This is a genomic window from Bacillus sp. iso_77 (assembly GCF_056173625.1).
On the sequence record NZ_CM149683.1, the window covers coordinates 2662344 to 2679296 of the forward strand.

The 16953-nt window shown below is 41.9% G+C and carries 19 protein-coding genes; 8 read left to right on the top strand and 11 right to left on the bottom strand.

Features of this window, described 5'->3' with window-relative positions:
* The first annotated feature begins 64 nt into the window (after positions 1-64).
* Complete coding sequence (locus AC0VYC_RS13625) at positions 65-340, top strand: YtzH-like family protein (protein ID WP_475388673.1); 276 nt, start codon at positions 65-67, stop codon at positions 338-340.
* Here the strand turns inward: AC0VYC_RS13625 and AC0VYC_RS13630 are convergent.
* From AC0VYC_RS13630 to thpR, 4 genes are all read right to left on the bottom strand, one after another.
* Complete coding sequence (locus AC0VYC_RS13630) at positions 337-1137, bottom strand: phosphotransferase family protein (RefSeq protein ID WP_025207816.1); 801 nt, start codon at positions 1135-1137, stop codon at positions 337-339. The genes AC0VYC_RS13625 and AC0VYC_RS13630 overlap by 4 nt on opposite strands.
* A gap of 284 nt (positions 1138-1421) precedes the next feature.
* Entirely contained in the window at positions 1422-2351 is a 930-nt protein-coding gene (locus AC0VYC_RS13635) for a YegS/Rv2252/BmrU family lipid kinase (RefSeq protein WP_475388675.1), read from the bottom strand.
* A gap of 47 nt (positions 2352-2398) precedes the next feature.
* Complete coding sequence (locus AC0VYC_RS13640) at positions 2399-3334, bottom strand: hypothetical protein (protein WP_039168403.1); 936 nt, start codon at positions 3332-3334, stop codon at positions 2399-2401.
* A gap of 25 nt (positions 3335-3359) precedes the next feature.
* Entirely contained in the window at positions 3360-3911 is a 552-nt protein-coding gene (gene thpR / locus AC0VYC_RS13645) for an RNA 2',3'-cyclic phosphodiesterase (RefSeq protein WP_342468106.1), read from the bottom strand.
* A gap of 93 nt (positions 3912-4004) precedes the next feature.
* Between thpR and cysK the strand changes: the two genes are divergently transcribed.
* The gene (gene cysK / locus AC0VYC_RS13650) at positions 4005-4934 is read left to right on the top strand and encodes a cysteine synthase A (RefSeq protein ID WP_024719291.1); all 930 of its coding nucleotides are present in this window, start codon (positions 4005-4007) and stop codon (positions 4932-4934) included.
* A 219-nt stretch (positions 4935-5153) separates the two neighbouring features.
* On the opposite strand, the gene AC0VYC_RS13655 is transcribed toward cysK, so the two are convergent.
* On the bottom strand, positions 5154-5771 hold the full coding sequence (locus tag AC0VYC_RS13655; protein ID WP_024719292.1) for a Type 1 glutamine amidotransferase-like domain-containing protein: 618 nt from the start codon (positions 5769-5771) through the stop codon (positions 5154-5156).
* A 28-nt stretch (positions 5772-5799) separates the two neighbouring features.
* On the bottom strand, positions 5800-7200 hold the full coding sequence (gene pepV / locus AC0VYC_RS13660; protein WP_475388677.1) for a dipeptidase PepV: 1401 nt from the start codon (positions 7198-7200) through the stop codon (positions 5800-5802).
* Positions 7201-7294: 94 nt separating this feature from the next.
* Here pepV and AC0VYC_RS13665 point away from each other — a divergent pair, with 94 nt between their 5' ends.
* Together AC0VYC_RS13665 and AC0VYC_RS13670 are read left to right on the top strand one after the other, a co-directional pair.
* Positions 7295-8593 (top strand): NCS2 family permease, encoded by a 1299-nt coding sequence (locus tag AC0VYC_RS13665; RefSeq protein WP_017358329.1) that lies wholly within the window; start codon positions 7295-7297, stop codon positions 8591-8593.
* Between the two features lie 369 nt (positions 8594-8962).
* A complete protein-coding gene (locus AC0VYC_RS13670) occupies positions 8963-9184 on the top strand; it encodes a DeoR family transcriptional regulator (RefSeq protein WP_008356419.1) in 222 nt (73 codons plus the stop codon).
* Between the two features lie 67 nt (positions 9185-9251).
* Here the strand turns inward: AC0VYC_RS13670 and AC0VYC_RS13675 are convergent, their stop codons facing one another.
* Positions 9252-9968, bottom strand: coding sequence for a pseudouridine synthase (locus tag AC0VYC_RS13675; protein WP_017367874.1), 717 nt, complete (start codon positions 9966-9968; stop codon positions 9252-9254).
* Between the two features lie 16 nt (positions 9969-9984).
* Positions 9985-11607 (bottom strand): putative polysaccharide biosynthesis protein, encoded by a 1623-nt coding sequence (locus AC0VYC_RS13680; RefSeq protein ID WP_203143547.1) that lies wholly within the window; start codon positions 11605-11607, stop codon positions 9985-9987.
* Between the two features lie 175 nt (positions 11608-11782).
* Between AC0VYC_RS13680 and AC0VYC_RS13685 the strand changes: the two genes are divergently transcribed.
* From AC0VYC_RS13685 to AC0VYC_RS13700, 4 genes are all read left to right on the top strand, one after another.
* Complete coding sequence (locus AC0VYC_RS13685) at positions 11783-13054, top strand: BaiN/RdsA family NAD(P)/FAD-dependent oxidoreductase (RefSeq protein WP_058337262.1); 1272 nt, start codon at positions 11783-11785, stop codon at positions 13052-13054.
* Positions 13051-13248 carry a hypothetical protein gene (locus AC0VYC_RS13690; protein ID WP_008343027.1) on the top strand — a complete coding sequence of 66 codons (198 nt, stop codon included), beginning with the start codon at positions 13051-13053 and terminating at the stop codon, positions 13246-13248. The genes AC0VYC_RS13685 and AC0VYC_RS13690 overlap by 4 nt, the downstream gene beginning before the upstream one ends.
* A 140-nt stretch (positions 13249-13388) precedes the next feature.
* Positions 13389-14921, top strand: a complete 1533-nt coding sequence (opuD, locus tag AC0VYC_RS13695; protein ID WP_017358333.1) for a glycine betaine transporter OpuD — start codon at positions 13389-13391, stop codon at positions 14919-14921.
* 133 nt (positions 14922-15054) lie between these two features.
* A complete protein-coding gene (locus AC0VYC_RS13700) occupies positions 15055-15579 on the top strand; it encodes a CbrC family protein (protein WP_017358334.1) in 525 nt (174 codons plus the stop codon).
* A gap of 31 nt (positions 15580-15610) precedes the next feature.
* Here AC0VYC_RS13700 and AC0VYC_RS13705 read toward each other — a convergent pair whose 3' ends face one another.
* The 3 genes from AC0VYC_RS13705 to AC0VYC_RS13715 form a co-directional block, all read right to left on the bottom strand.
* Entirely contained in the window at positions 15611-15793 is a 183-nt protein-coding gene (locus AC0VYC_RS13705; protein WP_003217582.1) for a sporulation protein Cse60, read from the bottom strand.
* 102 nt (positions 15794-15895) lie between these two features.
* Positions 15896-16207 (bottom strand): rhodanese-like domain-containing protein, encoded by a 312-nt coding sequence (locus AC0VYC_RS13710; RefSeq protein WP_475388679.1) that lies wholly within the window; start codon positions 16205-16207, stop codon positions 15896-15898.
* A 54-nt stretch (positions 16208-16261) separates the two neighbouring features.
* Entirely contained in the window at positions 16262-16945 is a 684-nt protein-coding gene (locus AC0VYC_RS13715) for a YesL family protein (protein ID WP_007501858.1), read from the bottom strand.
* Positions 16946-16953 lie beyond the last annotated feature (8 nt).

Consider the following 16953-nt stretch of genomic DNA (forward strand, 5'->3'; position numbering starts at 1 on the left):
ATAAAATCAAAGCTGAATGCACAGTTTAACCACATAAATGACACGCCCTGAAAGGAGCATACGTATGGGATTAAACCGCCAACATCAGCTTCAATTAATCAAAGATATTTTAACTGATCACCAGCTGGATTGCTGCGGGACTGTTGCAGAATATGAACAGGTGGGACGCGTGATTCAATTAATGCTGGAAAAAGAAGATTTGGATGCTGACGTTCGTCAGCTACTAACAGATATTTATGATTACAGCCAAAAAGGTACCTCTGTCAGTTCAATTGATGCACATATCGAAGCGCATCAATCGCATTTATCTGAATGGGTCGAGAACATTCCACTGTCTTAATGGATGTTTAACCGTTTTAAGAGTGCATGTAGCTCGGCTTGCACTTCTTTTTGCGCCTTTTCATTTCCTTTTCTTTTATGCCAAACGACAAACGAGACGGTTTCAGCCAGCACATACCATGCCATGCGTTTTCGCAAGTTGTCGGTCAGCGGAGCACCATACATAGAGAGCCAGCTTTCCCAGTTCTCTTCTTCAACATAATGGTATAAGAGCGGTCCAAGATCAATCGCTGGATCCGCAATCATTGCCCCGTCCCAATCAATTAAATAGAGCTGGTTTTCATCTGTCAGCAGCCAATTATTATGGTTGAGGTCACAATGGCATACGACCTTATCCTCGAAATGAACTGCCTCCACATGTTTCTCTAAATACTGGATGGCGCGCGTGATATCATGTGAGTCAATCTGCTCTTTTAAGATCGATGCCTTGAGATGCATCAAGATCGATGCCGGGTCAAGCGAGTGCTTTTCTAATCGTTTCAGCATATCGAGCAGCTCTTTTGATGTATGAATTTTTCTTAGCTGCTCCGCTACAGGACGGTCATTCATGTCCTTTGGCTTCAGCTCTCTGCCGCTCAGCCAGTGCTGCGCAGTAATGACATCCCCATTTTCCATCCGTTTTGTCCAGACAAGCTTCGGCACAATGCCTTCAGCTGACAAAACCGCAAGAAACGGTGACGTATTGCGTTTTAAAAATAGCTTTTGGTCATTGTGTGTTGCGAAGTACGCATCTCCCGTAGCGCCTCCAGCAGGAGAGATGTGCCATTCGCTACCTAATATTTGTCCCAACCAGTTCATATCAATTTTCAACCCATCATTTCTTAAAATATTTTAAATCATGCTTTTTTAGTCGACAAAATTCAGCCGATTGAGATCAATTGGCTGTTTATTTTTTATTTATATGATCATAAAAACAAAAAGGACAGCTATTGAGAATGAGATGCTAAACAATAGCCGTCCTATAGATTTTATCGCTACCTTCTTATACTCGTCAAGCAAAACTAGAAAAACAGGACAAGAACCTTATGAAAAGGGAAGTCTTTTTTCATGTTTCTTTTGCTCGTGCGCACACTGGCTGCTTCTTAACCACGTAATTTTAACGATCGCTCACTAGCCTTAACAAACACTGGAGTGGCGCCAATCACTTCTCCATCGGCGTGAAATAGGATTTTTTCATCTGCCTCCAAGTAGGCTTCTTCATGCTGAAAAAGGGTGACTCCCTCCATTACAAGGTGCTTTTTAAAAACCATTGCACTTAAAAATAAGAGGACTTTCAATGGATTCAAATCCGTGACAACGATTGTTTGAAATCCTGATTGCCTCGCACTTGCTTCCGGCGCTGCTTCCAGCCCGCCTCCATAATATGGGTGATTACATACGATCACAAACCACACTTGGCGAAAAACTTTTCTCTCATTTTCAATAAAAAGAGCAAGGTCAAACGGTTTGAAAGACCATAACGAATGTAGAAAGGACAGCGGGTAGATGATAAATCCGAGTTTGAGTCGGTTGAGCCACTTTTTCCCTCTAAAATGGACCGTTCTCTTCAAGACATGCGCATCAAAACCAACACCAATATGATTGAGAAAAAGAACAGATTGCGGACTTTCTGCATGATCTTGAAAGGAGCCGAGAGAAAATGTTTTCGTCAGCATCCTCTTTTGTTTTCTCACTTCTTTGATCACATCATGACGCTGGATGCTCAGCCCCTTCGCAGCATCATTCCAATGACCTGCTGGGACAAAGCTTAGCTGCACATGATCAATTTCTTTCAAACCATTCAGTACTTCATGAAATGTGCCGTCACCGCCAATGACGATCAGCCGTTTCAATCTGTCGTCTTGCATAGCGCTAATCTGTCTCGCCAAAACTTCGGCATGTCCTTCATGCTGGGTAAGAAACGATCTGTATGAGATCTCTACCTTTTGTAATTCTTTCTCTATGCTTCTCCAAGTGCGGAGTCCTTTTCCTTGTCCTGCTGCTGGATTGACGATAAAGTACCATTCATTCATATATTAGCTCCACTCAGGTCTCATTTTTTGGTGACCTTGATATGCCTTTAATCGAGCCATTCCTGCCTTCTCTTGCTGTCTGATTCACCATAAGCGAGCAATGCCTTTGTCGCTTTGAATTGCTGGTGCTTTGTCGGCGCCGTGTTTTTCCGCTGCTTGTCAAACCAATCCTCCGCTTTCTTCTTATCGACAACCTCCATCCCGAATGGAACTTCGGGCAAATCAATATACGAGGTGCGGCTGATGAGGATTTTTTTCACAGGAAGCTCTACACCACTTTGCTGTAAAATTTTTGACACAACAGTTCCAGAGCGAAGAAGGCTTGCACAAGGGTTTAAAACGGATTGAACAGCTTTTCCCGTCGCCCGCTTTTCCCAAAAACGTTCCTTCGACCCAATATATACGCTGTCTGGCTCTGCTTCTAAGAAAGATAAACAGATGACTTCAAGCGGTGTAATGAGCACTGGACACAATTCCATCTCAGCTTTTTGAATGAGCAGCACCGGCTTGTACATCACAAAATAAGAATCTGGCAGCTGCCTTGCAAGCATCCGCAGCTTTTCATCATAGCGAATGTGATGGGAGACAGTTGAAATATGAGAGATCGTCGAGCTGGCCCATTTTAACTGAACATCGTAAAGATGATCTTTAAAAAAGTGAATCAGCTTCGTTTCATCGGTAGGAACGTTTGTAAAGACACCTTGTTCTATATCTGTTGGCTCGTTAAAAAGACTCAGGTCCCGTTCCTTTTTCATATCGGCTTCTTTTTGCTTTCTTTTTAAGGAGAATTTCTTTCTCTTTTCTTCCTCTTGTTCAGGTGCTTGCTCGATGGCTTGGTCAGCCTGCTTTTGCACCTGCTCTTTGGAAGCCTTTTTTAACTCGTCCCATCTTTGTTTTTTCAACCGAATAAACTGATTGATGTAATGATGCGGGTCTTGTTCATATCGTGATATATAATCTTGGATTTTAATAATTTGCGCCATCTGCTGCTCACTCCAACCTCTAGAATCATTTATGTAGTGTAAATTGTTTGATCGCGTGATAACGCGGGGTTTCTTTTAGACGGATTTCAAATAAAGCGATACTAGAAACCTCCATCGAATATGGTACTTTCCGTAAGGGTGCTTGTTCTATATAGGACTGTTCCCTATTCCATTTGCGCGCAATCGTCATATGTGGATGAAAGGGTCTCTTTTCGACAGGATGACCTGCTGTCAAAACGGCTGCTTTCACTTTTTCTCTTAGATCCATCAAAGGCTTACTTTCACTAGGCTTTGCAAAAAAGACTCTCGGCCGCTCCTTTTGGCCAAATATCCCTACTTCATTCAGCTTCAGCGGGAAAGCAGACACCTCAGGAGACAGCTGTGCAAGTAGCTCAGAAATCTTATTTAAACGGTCCTCTGGAATCGCACCTAAAAACACAAGGGTGACATGATAATCAATGGGTGCTGTCCATTTTTGAAAGGAAAGTCCGCTCCTCTTGTCTATATCCGCTTTCATTTGATACGCGAGTTGTTCAGGGATTGGAATCCCGATAAAATAATGACGGCTTTCGGCCATATTTTCACCTGTCCTTTTTAACAAACTTTACGAATCCCCATTGATGATAGTATAACTAAAGTAATGCGGAATGAGAAGAAAGGGTGTCACATGATGAAGGTTGCACAAAATATAGCTGAATTAATAGGTCATACACCACTTGTAAAATTACAGCGCCTTCAGCCAGAACATGGCGCTGCTATTTATTTAAAACTGGAATCATTTAATCCTAGCGGAAGTGTAAAAGATCGGGCTGCTTACAATATGATCCTTGAGGCAGAAAAACAAGGAAAGCTCACAAAAGGGGCAACGATTATTGAACCAACAAGCGGGAATACAGGAATTGGCTTAGCGATGAACGCTGCTGCAAGAGGCTACAAAGCCATTCTGATCATGCCTGATACGATGACCCAAGAAAGAATCAATATTTTAAAGGCATACGGCGCACAGGTCGTCTTAACCCCGGGGGAGGAAAAAATGCCAGGCTGTATTCGCAAGGCAGAAGAATTAGCTGCTCAAATTCCTAACAGCTTTATTCCCATGCAATTTGACAATGGTGCGAACCCCGATGCTCATAGAGGGACAACGGCTGTAGAAATTATTGATGCAGTGCAACAGATTGGGCAGCCGCTTGCCGCTTTTGTCGCAACTGCTGGAACTGGCGGAACCATTACAGGCACTGGAGAGGAACTCAAAAAAGCATTCCCGGAATTGACGATACATGTGGCAGAGCCAAAGGGGTCACCTGTTTTATCAGGCGGGAAACCTGGCAAACATAAGCTTGTTGGCACAAGTCCAGGATTTATCCCACATATTTTAAACGAACAGGTGTATGATGAGATTGTGCAAGTGAGTGATGAAGATGCTTACGACATCACACGAAAGCTCGCCCGTCTTGAAGGTATTTTAGTCGGTCCATCATCTGGCGCAGCATGCTATGCAGCCATTGAAGCAGCCAAGCAAATGCCAAAGGATCACATTGTCATTTGTATGACAGCAGACACGGGTGAACGCTATTTATCAAGTGATGTGTTTCAAGATTAAAAAAGGAACAGGGCATATGCTCCTGTTCCTTTCAGATTGTTGACAAAGGGCTAAAATGAACTTTATTTTAGCCCTTTGTCTTCTTTTCAGCGTGATAGAAAACCTTTGCAGCCCTAGGAAGGACGAGTACTGGCGCGGAGCGAATTTGACATTCGTGAGCACCAGAGCGCAGGACTGACAAAGAATGCGAGGGTTTGTCTACACGCTGAAAGGAACAACTCAGACCGTCTTGACCTCAGTCTGTTCGCCTGTCACAAGTAAAACTTGTTCATCAGTGAGCGGGCATAAAGAGAGCGTATTTTGATCTTTCTCTATGATATGCTGCGCGGCTTCACCTAAATAAGGATTGTTTATATGCGGTACCGGATAGCTGCTGATCTCATTGAATCCTTCAAAGGAAGATAACTCTAGCGCTTTCTCCTGATCATCCATCAGTGAGATGTATTCAATGCTTGGCGCCATGATAATACTCCCCGCGGATTCTCCGATATACAGCTTGCCTTTGCCGATCTCTTCTTTCAATACACGATCGAGCCCGTGCTTTCTTAATTCTTGCAGCAAATAAAAGGTATTGCCGCCAGATACATACATGACATCATTCTTTCCAATGATCTGTGTGATCTCCTGAACCGTTTGCCCGGTCAGCTGAACAGTCTCTACACGCATTTCTAATTGATGAAAGGCTTCTTTTGCTGCATCGACATAGTGCGTGACTTCTTCCACTTCACTGGCTGCCGGAATGAATGTCACACTTTTTCCTTTTAAGGTGTCGCCTGCAAAGTCAGACAAGAGAGAATAGCTGTCTTTGAATGAAGAGCATAAGAACATTTTTTTCACGGTGAATCCCCTCTTCTCTTTTTCTTTCTTACTTCGCCAATTCATACATGGCTTGTGCATATAGCGCAGTTGCTCGTAGTAAATCATCGATTTCGATATATTCATCCTTTTGGTGTGCGCAATCAGGTCTTCCAGGGAATAGAGGGCCAAAGGCAACGCCTGCTTCTAATGACCTTGCATACGTTCCTCCCCCAATCGCAATAAGATGGGCAGGATCTCCTGTTTGTTCTTCGTAGACACGCTGTAATGTTTTCACAAGTGGATGGTCTTTTGAGACGTGATGAGGAGGACTGTCATCAAATTTCTCAATCGCTGCCCCTTTTATTCGTTCAATCCCTTTTTTGACTTCCTCACCGTCCGCTGTTACGGGATAGCGGACATTCAGCCCAAGCTTCGCTTCTTCGTTTTGCGAATAGCGGATTGTGCCAACATTCAAGGTCAAGTCACCACTAATATCATCTTTACAAGCGATGCCGAGTTTTTGTCCTCTTGTGTCTTGATCAAATAAAGCATTTATTTGTGATGTAAAAGCGAGCCCTCTTTCATCTAATTCATGCGCACATAAGAAATTCGCCATATGAATGCCCGCATTTGTGCCATTCGCCGGCTCCATTGCATGAACTGATACACCTTTTAATGTGAATGTCAGTCCATCTGCTGTATGATTTGTCTCACCGGTTAACTGATTTTCCGCAAGATAGGCTGCAAAAGCCGTTTTTAAGGATTCAGCATCGTGATCATTTGCTGCTGCCACAATCGCGCGAGCCTCATCTGGGACCATATTAAGACGCATGCCTGATGTGAATTGCTTGAGGATGTAACGCTTGTTTTCTTCTGATTGTTCGTATGTAAAGGATACGATGGCATCTATGATCCCTTTTTCAGCATGAATAATTGGAAAATCAGCATCTGGCGCAAACCCAATTTGCGGCATCGCCTCATGCTTGAAATAGTGATCGACGCATCTCCAATCGCTTTCTTCATCTGTGCCAATGATGATTCGAATCTTTTTCGACAGCGGTAGACCGGCATCTTTTAACATTTTCAATGCGTAAAACGCCGCCATGGTCGGCCCTTTATCATCAATGGCTCCTCTTGCAAAGATTTTATTTTCTCTTATGTCCGCTGAAAATGGCGGGGTTGTCCAGTCGTCTCCCGCAGGCACGACATCCACATGGCATAGCACACCGACGATATCTTCGCCTTCTCCATATTCAATATGACCAGCATAACCATCAACATTTTTCACTTTGAAGCCCTCGTCCTGCCCTTTTTTGAGCATATACTGAAGAGCCTCATCCACTTTTTCACCGAACGGTTTTCCTACTGTGCCGCCTTCTTCATCCAAGACACTTTCAATTTGTAAAAAAGATTGTGTATCCTGAATCAAACTGCCTTTTTTTCGTATGACTTCTGCTTCCCAATTCATTTTTCCATTCCTCCTTGAAAAAAGGTTGCAATCCACCCTTAAAACGAATATTATATTAAGTGTTTTGTAATAATGTTCGTAAATGGAGGATTTTATGTTTCAGTTAAAAGAGAACCAAACCAACATAAAGAAAGAATTACTCGCTGGTATGACGACATTCTTTACGATGGTATATATTGTAGCCGTCAATCCAGGAATCCTTTCAGATGCAGGCATTCCTTTTGACCAAGTCTTTACTGCAACCATTATCGCTGCTGTTGTCGGTACCCTCTGGATGGCACTCTTTGCAAACTATCCGATTGCCATTGCACCAGGTATGGGGCTGAATGTCTATTTCACCGTCACTGTTGTCGGTGGTGGAGGTCTCAGCTATCAAACAGCATTTAGTGCGGTATTTGTTGCTGGAATACTCTTTATTATTTTATCGTTAACATCCCTTAGAAAACAACTCATTGAGGCGATTCCAGATAATTTAAAGTACGGAATTACAGCAGGTATCGGACTATTTATTGCATTCATTGGGCTAAGACAGTCTGGAATCATCACTGCTGATCCACAAAATCTTGTGAAACTTGGCAATTTAAGCTCACCTGTTGTCATTTTGACACTCGTTGGTTTAATGATTTCTGTCATATTAATGGTTCTTCAAGTGAATGGAGCGCTGTTTATCGGCATGTTAGCAACCACGTTAATTGCACTTGCAACAGGTCAGCTTCATTTTCCTAAAGTGCTAGTGGATACCCCAGCACTGCCTGAAGGAATGCTGATTACAAATCCATTCGCTGCGTTTGGCGATGTATTTTCCCATCACTTGTATGCTGTTGTCTTCTCCTTTTTACTTGTGACGATTTTTGATACAACAGGAACAATGATCGGGGTTGCGGAACAAGCAGGTTTAATGAAAAATGGTCAGCTCCCAAAAGTACGCAGAGCCTTACTTGCTGACTCTGCTGCAACGACAATTGGCTCAATGTTTGGAACAAGCCCAACCACAGCTTACATTGAATCCTCATCAGGAGTGGCTGCTGGCGGAAGAACTGGACTGACCTCTTTAACCGTTGCTGCATTGTTTATTGTGGCTTTGTTTTTTGGTCCACTCGTTCAAGCCATTTCGTCTTTGCCGTCCATCACTTCACCTGTCTTAATCATTGTCGGCTGTTTGATGATGAATTCAGTGTCACGTATTCGCTGGAATGAGCTTGACGAAGCATTTCCTGCTTTTCTTGTGATTCTTTCCATGCCGCTGACATCTAGCATCTCTACAGGAATTTCACTAGGATTTATTTCATATCCACTTGTGAAGCTGGCAAAAGGAAAATGGAAAGAAGTGCATATTCTTGTACTCATTTTCGCCGTCTTATTTTTCGTGCAGCTCTTTTTCTTAGAAGGATAACCAAAATAAAAAGACACATTTCTCATTTGAATGTGTCTTTTTTGTATGAATGATTTTTTATTTTGTAAATTTTCTGTGTTTATTTTTTGCTCTTTCTTAAGTGGCAATTTTCTTTATACACCTTGTGTTTATTGGGTTGTAAACGGATTCAAATCATGATATATACCATAATTTCATTCATGAAGACAAGTTTAAAAACACGTAAAGTTGACTTTTTGGTGGAACTAGATGCATAATAACGTGTATAATAGAATAAAACATTAAGAAACACGAACATTTACCATTGTTGCATGTCCTTATGTCGCAGTTTTAGTGTAGTAAGTTGTGGTTAGTCAAGTCCATCCGATCTTATTGATAGGGAGTGGTTTTTTGAAACCTTCAACAAACCGTATGATGACTCGAATAAAATCAGTTTATATGTTCATTCAAGAGAAAGGTCTTGTGACGACACAAGAGCTGGTTGATGAATTCGGGATCACACCTAGAACCATCCAAAGAGACTTAAACGTGCTTGCCTATAACGATCTTGTTCATAGTCCAAGCAGAGGCAAATGGGAAACAACGAGAAAAAAAGTAAAAATATCATCATAAGCGAATAATGAACTTCCATATAACAAAAAGAACCGGCGATATGCCGGTTCTTTTCTTTTTCTCTATATTAATCACGATTGATTAAACTGTCTAACTCTTCCTCCGTCAATTCACGATATTCTCCTGGCGCCAAATCTTCGTCTAATGAAACAGCTCCCATCGAGAGTCGTTTTAAAAAGATCACTTCATTGCCCACTGCTTGTGCCATCAGCTTCACTTGATGGTACTTCCCTTCAGTAATCGTTAAACGGATTCGTGTATCTGCCTCTTGGTTGGCATCTACTTCAACCTTCGCTGGCTTCGTTCGGTAGTCGTCTAAAATAACAACTCCCTCTTCAAGACGAGTGATGTCTTGATCTCCAAGCGGGTATTTTAGATGAACTTCATACGTTTTCGGGACATGCTTTTTCGGAGATAACAATTGATGAGCAAGCTGGCCGTCATTTGTAAGGAGGAGGAGACCGACTGTATCCTTATCCAGTCTCCCCACAGGGAATGGCTCCCTTGCAATATCCTCTGGCTCTAGTAAATCAACAACCGTCTCATCTCGCAGATCCTCCGTTGCTGAAATGACACCGTCTGGCTTGTTCATCATGAGATAAATGAATTCTTTATACTCTACACGCTCTCCATGCACGAGCACTTCATCATTTGTTGGATCGACATGATCTTTCACCTGCTTCGCCACTTCTCCATTCACTGTGACAGCCCGGGCCTTGACCAGCTTCTTTACATCTTTCCTTGAACCAAAGCCGGTATTGGCCAGCAATTTATCAAGCCTCATGCTTCTCCACCTCTTCTTAACTCTTTTTTCTTAAAAATGATGGCATCCGGCTGCCAAGTACACGCTCTAACAATCCAACTTTATAAGATAAGAACATATACACACCGCCGCCAGTGATCATTGAAATCAAAATAACAATACCCGCTTGTATGATTCCGCCTTCATATGAAATGACTTGACTCACAAGCTGACATGTCACATAAGCCACTACAGCCATGATTGCCGTTAAAATACCAATTAAAATAAACCGTTTGAAAATCCTGCGGAACGAATAGCCTGCATGGCGCTTGATCATGATGAACATATACAAAATCGAGGCACTGTAGCCTAATGCCGTTGCAAGCACAGAACCGTTTCCTTGCAGCCAGCTAATCAGCGGGATATTGAGAACCGTTTTAATGATAATCCCTAACAAAAGACTGACGATCGCAAATTTTTGTTTGTTAATCCCTTGTAAAATCGCTGCGTTAATGGTGAATAAAGAAAACAGTAACGCAACAGGTGCATACCAAAACAAAATAGAAGCCCCAATCTCAGGATGCACAGACGGATAGAAAAACCAATAAACTGGTCCAGCCAATGCCGAAATACCAAATGAAGCAGGCAGAACGAAGAATAAAATGACCTGCATCGTTTGATCAATTTGTCGATTCAGCAGCTTGTAATTTCGCGCTGTAAAGGATTCCGTTATGGTAGGAATCAATGTTAAACCAAATGCAGTTGCAAGTGACACAGGAATCATGACAAGCTTCGGTAAATATAACGTCACAATAGACAGAACCGCTGTACTAATATCCTGATGTCCTGATGCAATCATCGCTCTGTTAATTGTATTTGTATCAATATAAGAATAAATCGGAATGGCAAGCCCAACAAACACATAGGGTGCTGCATAACTGAACAGCTCTGTAAACATTTGCTTATAAGATAATCCAGAATAGTCCCCTGTATTCGGCTGCATTGCCAAAAGCCGATCTTTCCGCTTCAGCCAATATAAATAAAGCGTAAATAGACCGCCAAACGCACCAATGAGTGCGGCAAATGTGGCATAACCAACCGCAATAACAAGACCGCCGTCAAGCACTTTTAAAATGATAAACGTCGCTGTTAATAGGAAGATGATTCTGACAAGTTGTTCGATGACTTGGGAAACAGCTGTCGGGCCCATCATCGAGTGCCCTTGGAAAAACCCTCGCACAAGACTCATAATGGGTACAACCAATAGACCCAAACTGACCATCCGAATCACATAAACCACTTGATCGACCGTCAAACCGCCCGTTTCATTCGATCCTCCAAGCTGAATCTTGGCAAAGATCGGTGCGGTCAAATATAAAATAGAAAAGGCGATAATACCGGTGACAAGCATGACCGACATACCCGCCCTGAACATTTTTCTTGTTGTCTCATAATCGCCGATTGCATTATATTTAGAGACGAATTTCGATACCGCTGTTGGAAAACCGAGCGTAGCAATACTTAAAAAGATCGTATACTGATTGTATCCATATTGGAATAGCGCACCACCAGTCGCTCCGACCATTGCGCTAAATGGAATTAAGTAAATCATACCAAGAATACGAGAGAGATAAGTCCCTATCGTTAAAACCAACGTACCACGAAGCAGTTTATTAGACATGCGCTTAACCACCATTTTTCTAATGAATATTCAACTTAACTATTTTAACACATCATTTCATCGCACAGGTAACAAATCCAATACAGAAGTCACAAAACCAATCAATTCATATTTCAGCCTTCCCCAATCTTCGTTATAATAGAGAAATGACTGAAAGTAGAAAGAGGAATGTAACATGAAACATTATGATGTCATTGTCATTGGCGGTGGACCTTCTGGACTGATGGCCGCGATTGCATCGGCAGAACACGGTGCATCGGTTCTGTTAATTGACAAAGGAAACAAACTTGGCAGAAAGCTCGCCATTTCTGGCGGTGGACGCTGCAATGTGACCAATCGCCTTCCAGTAGAAGAAATCATCAAGCATATTCCCGGAAACGGCCGTTTTCTATATAGTGCATTTTCTGAGTTCAATAACGAGGATATTATTTCGTTCTTTGAAAATCTAGGTATTGAACTAAAAGAAGAAGACCATGGACGTATGTTCCCTGTCTCAAACAAAGCACAATCTGTTGTGGATGCCCTATTAGATAGGCTCCGCGTGCTCAATGTGACCATTCGAACGAATGAAAAGATTAAAACCGTTCTGTATCAAGACGGACAAGCAGCTGGAATTGTTACAAATAATGATGAAAAAATTTCAAGTCATGCCGTTGTCATTGCTGTTGGCGGGAAAAGTGTGCCGCATACAGGCTCTACTGGCGATGGCTATGCATGGGCAGAAGCCGCTGGTCATACCATTACAGAGCTCTTCCCAACCGAAGTACCCGTCACGTCAGACGAGCGTTTTATTAAGGACAAAGTGCTTCAAGGTCTTTCATTAAGAAGTGTTGCCGTGAGTGTTTTAAATAAAAAAGGAAAACCCGTCGTCACTCATGTCATGGATATGATCTTTACACACTTTGGCTTATCAGGTCCTGCCGTTCTGAGATGCAGCGGATTTGTTGTGAAAGAACTGAAAAAGCAGCCGGCCGTCCGTCTTCAAATTGACTTATACCCAAAGCTCAATGACGAGGAGCTATTCCAAAAGCTTCATCGCGATCTAAAAGATGAACCAAAAAAAGCCATTAAAAATGTCCTGAAATCTTGGATGCAAGAGCGCTATTTATTGTTCCTTTTAGAACGAAATGGCATTGATCCGCAGGAGACATTTTCTGGTCTCGCTAAAGATAAACTGCGCGCTTTTGCTCATGATTGTAAACATTTCATCGTCCATGCAAATGGGACGCTTTCTTTAGATAAAGCCTTTGTTACAGGTGGCGGCGTTTCTGTCAAAGAAATTGAACCGAAGAAAATGGCATCCAAAAAAATGGCCGGTCTTTATTTCTGCGGAGAAATTTTAGATATTCACGGTTACACAGGCGGTTACAATATTACGTCAGCACTTGTGACAGGCAGGTTAGCTGGCATGAATGCCGCACTAGAACTAAAGGAGAGATTTCAATGATTAGACGCGCACTTCCGATTGTCCTTGCAGTTGTCATTAGTTTGACAGCCGCTTTCTTTATGAAGCTGTCCATTACCCCGTTAAAAATCGCCATTATTTTAGCGTTTACGATTTTCGCAGTTTGTTTAAAAGAATATGTCTACCGTCTGCGCAAACGAATTGAAGAAAAGTCATCTTCACATATCGATGGTTGATAAATGGAAGCAAAACATGTTACGGTAAAATAGAGGTCGAGTGAGAAACTCGCCTCTTTTTGTTTGAAAATAGTTGAGACAGGGGATATTAAACAAAATCCTCTGCTTAAACGTGTAGAACAACAGGAGAGTGAGATGGTGTGAAAAACGTATCAAGTGTATTTTGGATTGTGATTGCAATCACATTTATTGCCGTTCTATGGGGAGCCTTTTCTCCAGAATCACTGCAAAATGTGACAGATCAAATTCAAACATACATTACAAATGACTTTGGCTGGTATTATTTATTAGTCGTATCGCTTCTAGTCGGCTTTTGTCTATTCTTTATCTTTAGCCCTATCGGAAAAATTACGTTAGGAAAGCCAGGTGAAGAGCCTGAATTTGGTCTTTTTTCTTGGTTTGCCATGCTATTTAGTGCTGGAATGGGTATTGGGCTTGTTTTTTACGGAGCAGCTGAACCGATCAGTCATTATGCGATTCAATCACCAACGGGTGACACTGAAACTGCACAAGCCTTCCGTGATTCCCTTCGCTATACTTTTTTCCACTGGGGACTTCATGCATGGGCGATCTATGCCATTGTTGCGCTTTGCATTGCATACTTTAAATTTAGAAAAGATGCGCCTGGCTTAATCAGTGCAACACTGCAGCCAGTTTTAGGAGATAAAACGCACGGATGGATCGGAAAAACCATCGATTGTATTGCTGTGTTTGCGACAGTTGTTGGTGTTGCAACGAGCTTAGGATTAGGCGCAGCACAAATCAATGGCGGATTGGATTATCTATTTAACATTCCAAATGCCTTTAGCACACAATTGATTATTATCATCATTGTGACGGTGCTCTTCCTTGCATCTGCTCTTAGCGGTATTGGTAAAGGGATTAAATATTTAAGTAATATCAACATGGTATTAGCAGCTGTTCTGATGTTTTTCTTACTTTTGGTAGGTCCAACAGTTTATATTTTAAATTCATTTACTGACTCTATTGGACAATACTTATCCAACATCGTTCAAATGAGCTTTCGCTTATCTCCAAATGACCCTGAAAAGAGAGAATGGATTAACGGATGGACGATCTTTTATTGGGCATGGTGGATCTCTTGGGCACCATTTGTCGGGATCTTTATTGCACGTGTATCACGTGGACGAACCATTCGAGAGTTTTTAGTTGGTGTGTTAGTTGCTCCATCTATCCTTGTATTTCTTTGGTTCTCTATTTTCGGTGTTTCTGCGATGGACTTACAGCAAAAGAATATTGTCGATGTTGCAGGCCTTTCTACGGAAACCATGCTTTTTGGTGTACTAAATGAATATCCGCTGGCAATGATCACATCGATTCTAGCTCTTATTTTAATTGCGGTATTCTTTATCACATCAGCAGACTCAGCTACATTCGTTCTCGGAATGCAGACAACCTATGGATCATTAAATCCAGCGAATAGTGTAAAGATCAGCTGGGGTATTATCCAGTCCGCAGTTGCGGCAGTGCTCTTATTTTCAGGCGGTCTTGAAGCCTTGCAAAACACAGCCAAACTTGCTGCTTTGCCGTTCTCTGTTGTCATCATTTTAATGATTGTTTCACTGTACAAGTCATTAAATGAAGAACGAAGAGCGATTAAACAAGCAAATAAGTACAATAAACCAAGAAGTCCAAGAGTAAAAAAAGCATAATCATCACAAGAGAAAAGTCGTTCCTCATCCGAACGGCTTTTTTTCTCGTTGAAATAATTGAAGATTGTCATGACATCGCGTATTCCGATAAAATAGTGTTGAATCATCACTTTTCTACATAATGGAGGTTTATATGACGTTACCTACGTTCAAGTACAACCCAGACCCAGTTTCATTACATGTAATTAAAAAAGAGCAGACGATATGCCCCGTTTGTGAGAAAGAACGAGATTATGTATATCATGGTCCTTTTTATTCTGTTGAAGACGTTTCTGGCATTTGTCCTTGGTGCATTAAAGATGGATCAGCTGCTCAAACATATAATGGAATGTTTCAAGACGATGTGAGTTGTGATGACGTCGATCATGAAGAATATATAGATGAACTGATCTACAGAACGCCTGGTTACCGCGGATGGCAGCAGGAATATTGGTTAAGCCATTGCGGGGATTTTTGCGCGATTGTGCAGTATGTTGGATGGAAAGAGATTGAGCATTTAGAGGAAGAACTCTCAGAGGATATTGAAGAGATTTGCAGTGGTGGACATTTCACAAAAGAGAACCTGAAACAATGGCTCGTGAACGGAGGAGACTTGCAAGGCTACCTCTTTCAATGCGTTCACTGCAAAAAGCATCGTTTACATATTGACGCTAGTTGATCATGTCAAAAGGACCCTTCAGCAGGTCCTTTTATTTTTTATATAAAATGAGCGCTGAAAAACAGTAGAGCTGCTCTCCTCCTTGCTCACAGATCACCGCCACATTGTATTTGATGTCAATAATTTGGTCGTCGTCCATTCCTTTTAAAAAAAGATTGATTTCGCTTTGCAAATCTTTCTCGTGTTCTTCATCAAATACAGCTACCTTCAGCACATATGCCACTCTCCCTTCTCTTGCTACTCTATTTTTATGCAAATAGAGACGGACATATGAACAAAAAAAAGCCTTCCATCTTGTCGATGAAAGGACTTCTTTTTACAGCTTCGGTTTTGTTTCTCCTGTCCATGCAAGCATGCCGCCAACGACATTGATTGCTTGATAACCTTGGTCTTCTAAGAAATAGCAGACATTCTCACTGCGTTTACCAGAACGGCAAATAATATAATACTCTTGCGTCTTATCAAACGCATCTAGCTTCTCAGGAATATCGCCCATTCGAATATGGACTGCCTCTGGAATCATGCCTTCTGCTACCTCTTCATCCTCACGCACATCGACGAGTTGAATGGCTTCTTCTTGCTCTAGCTTTTGCTTTAATTCTTCTATTGAAATTTCTTTTACTGACACGACTCTCATCTCTCCTTTTATTCACGGTGACACCATTATAGCAAATCATACACATCACTGCGTATTCACCCGCTTGGATTGAAGGAAAGACGGGAATCGTTTCTTCACATCAACTGCCGGCTGCTCGCTTTCAAACTCTATCTTTTTAAACACTTGATAGGCCAGCCACATGTGGCCATATGCGAGAATGCTGATGCTAAAAAACGGCACGATCCCTGGCAAATAAGCAAATAAGATAAAGAGAACAGCCGAGAAAACGAGCATAGAGAGCGTATATTGCAAATACGAGATGCCAAGCAGAAGGGAAAATTTCAAATAAAGACGCTTTTTCCAATCATAATGAGCCAGCAGCGGAAAGATATAAAACAAGCTGACAATAAACAGAAAACCAAAGATATAGATCGCAAAGCGAAGCACGTGTAAAAACCAACTCGTTGGATAAATATAAGCAAGGTCTACATAAATAATTGTCCCTATGATGACCAGCACCACTCCAATGACATTAGAGCGTACAAATTCTTCGCGGTATACTTTCCAAAAGGTTTGAAAGACGCTGACTTGCTCATGCCCTTGTATCCACTTTCTCATCACAGAAAATAACGCTGTTGTTGCAGGCATGAAGCCAAAGATTCCAAGCCCAAGTAAAGTGAACAAAAGCCATAACAAATTCGTATAGGCGAGTCTCATCACCCACTCACACATGCGCAGCATTCTGCTCATTGATCCATCATGATCCATCTCTCTTC

What these genes read in the sequence shown, in the direction of transcription:
- AC0VYC_RS13625 (WP_475388673.1), top strand. Translation starts at nt 65, where the DNA reads ATGGGATTAAACCGCCAACATCAGCTTCAATTAATCAAAGATATTTTA.
- AC0VYC_RS13630 (WP_025207816.1), bottom strand. Translation starts at nt 1,137, where the DNA reads ATGAACTGGTTGGGACAAATATTAGGTAGCGAATGGCACATCTCTCCT.
- AC0VYC_RS13635 (WP_475388675.1), bottom strand. Translation starts at nt 2,351, where the DNA reads ATGAATGAATGGTACTTTATCGTCAATCCAGCAGCAGGACAAGGAAAA.
- AC0VYC_RS13640 (WP_039168403.1), bottom strand. Translation starts at nt 3,334, where the DNA reads ATGGCGCAAATTATTAAAATCCAAGATTATATATCACGATATGAACAA.
- thpR (WP_342468106.1), bottom strand. Translation starts at nt 3,911, where the DNA reads ATGGCCGAAAGCCGTCATTATTTTATCGGGATTCCAATCCCTGAACAA.
- cysK (WP_024719291.1), top strand. Translation starts at nt 4,005, where the DNA reads ATGAAGGTTGCACAAAATATAGCTGAATTAATAGGTCATACACCACTT.
- pepV (WP_475388677.1), bottom strand. Translation starts at nt 7,200, where the DNA reads ATGAATTGGGAAGCAGAAGTCATACGAAAAAAAGGCAGTTTGATTCAG.
- AC0VYC_RS13665 (WP_017358329.1), top strand. Translation starts at nt 7,295, where the DNA reads ATGTTTCAGTTAAAAGAGAACCAAACCAACATAAAGAAAGAATTACTC.
- AC0VYC_RS13675 (WP_017367874.1), bottom strand. Translation starts at nt 9,968, where the DNA reads ATGAGGCTTGATAAATTGCTGGCCAATACCGGCTTTGGTTCAAGGAAA.
- AC0VYC_RS13680 (WP_203143547.1), bottom strand. Translation starts at nt 11,607, where the DNA reads ATGTCTAATAAACTGCTTCGTGGTACGTTGGTTTTAACGATAGGGACT.
- AC0VYC_RS13685 (WP_058337262.1), top strand. Translation starts at nt 11,783, where the DNA reads ATGAAACATTATGATGTCATTGTCATTGGCGGTGGACCTTCTGGACTG.
- AC0VYC_RS13690 (WP_008343027.1), top strand. Translation starts at nt 13,051, where the DNA reads ATGATTAGACGCGCACTTCCGATTGTCCTTGCAGTTGTCATTAGTTTG.
- AC0VYC_RS13700 (WP_017358334.1), top strand. Translation starts at nt 15,055, where the DNA reads ATGACGTTACCTACGTTCAAGTACAACCCAGACCCAGTTTCATTACAT.
- AC0VYC_RS13715 (WP_007501858.1), bottom strand. Translation starts at nt 16,945, where the DNA reads ATGGATCATGATGGATCAATGAGCAGAATGCTGCGCATGTGTGAGTGG.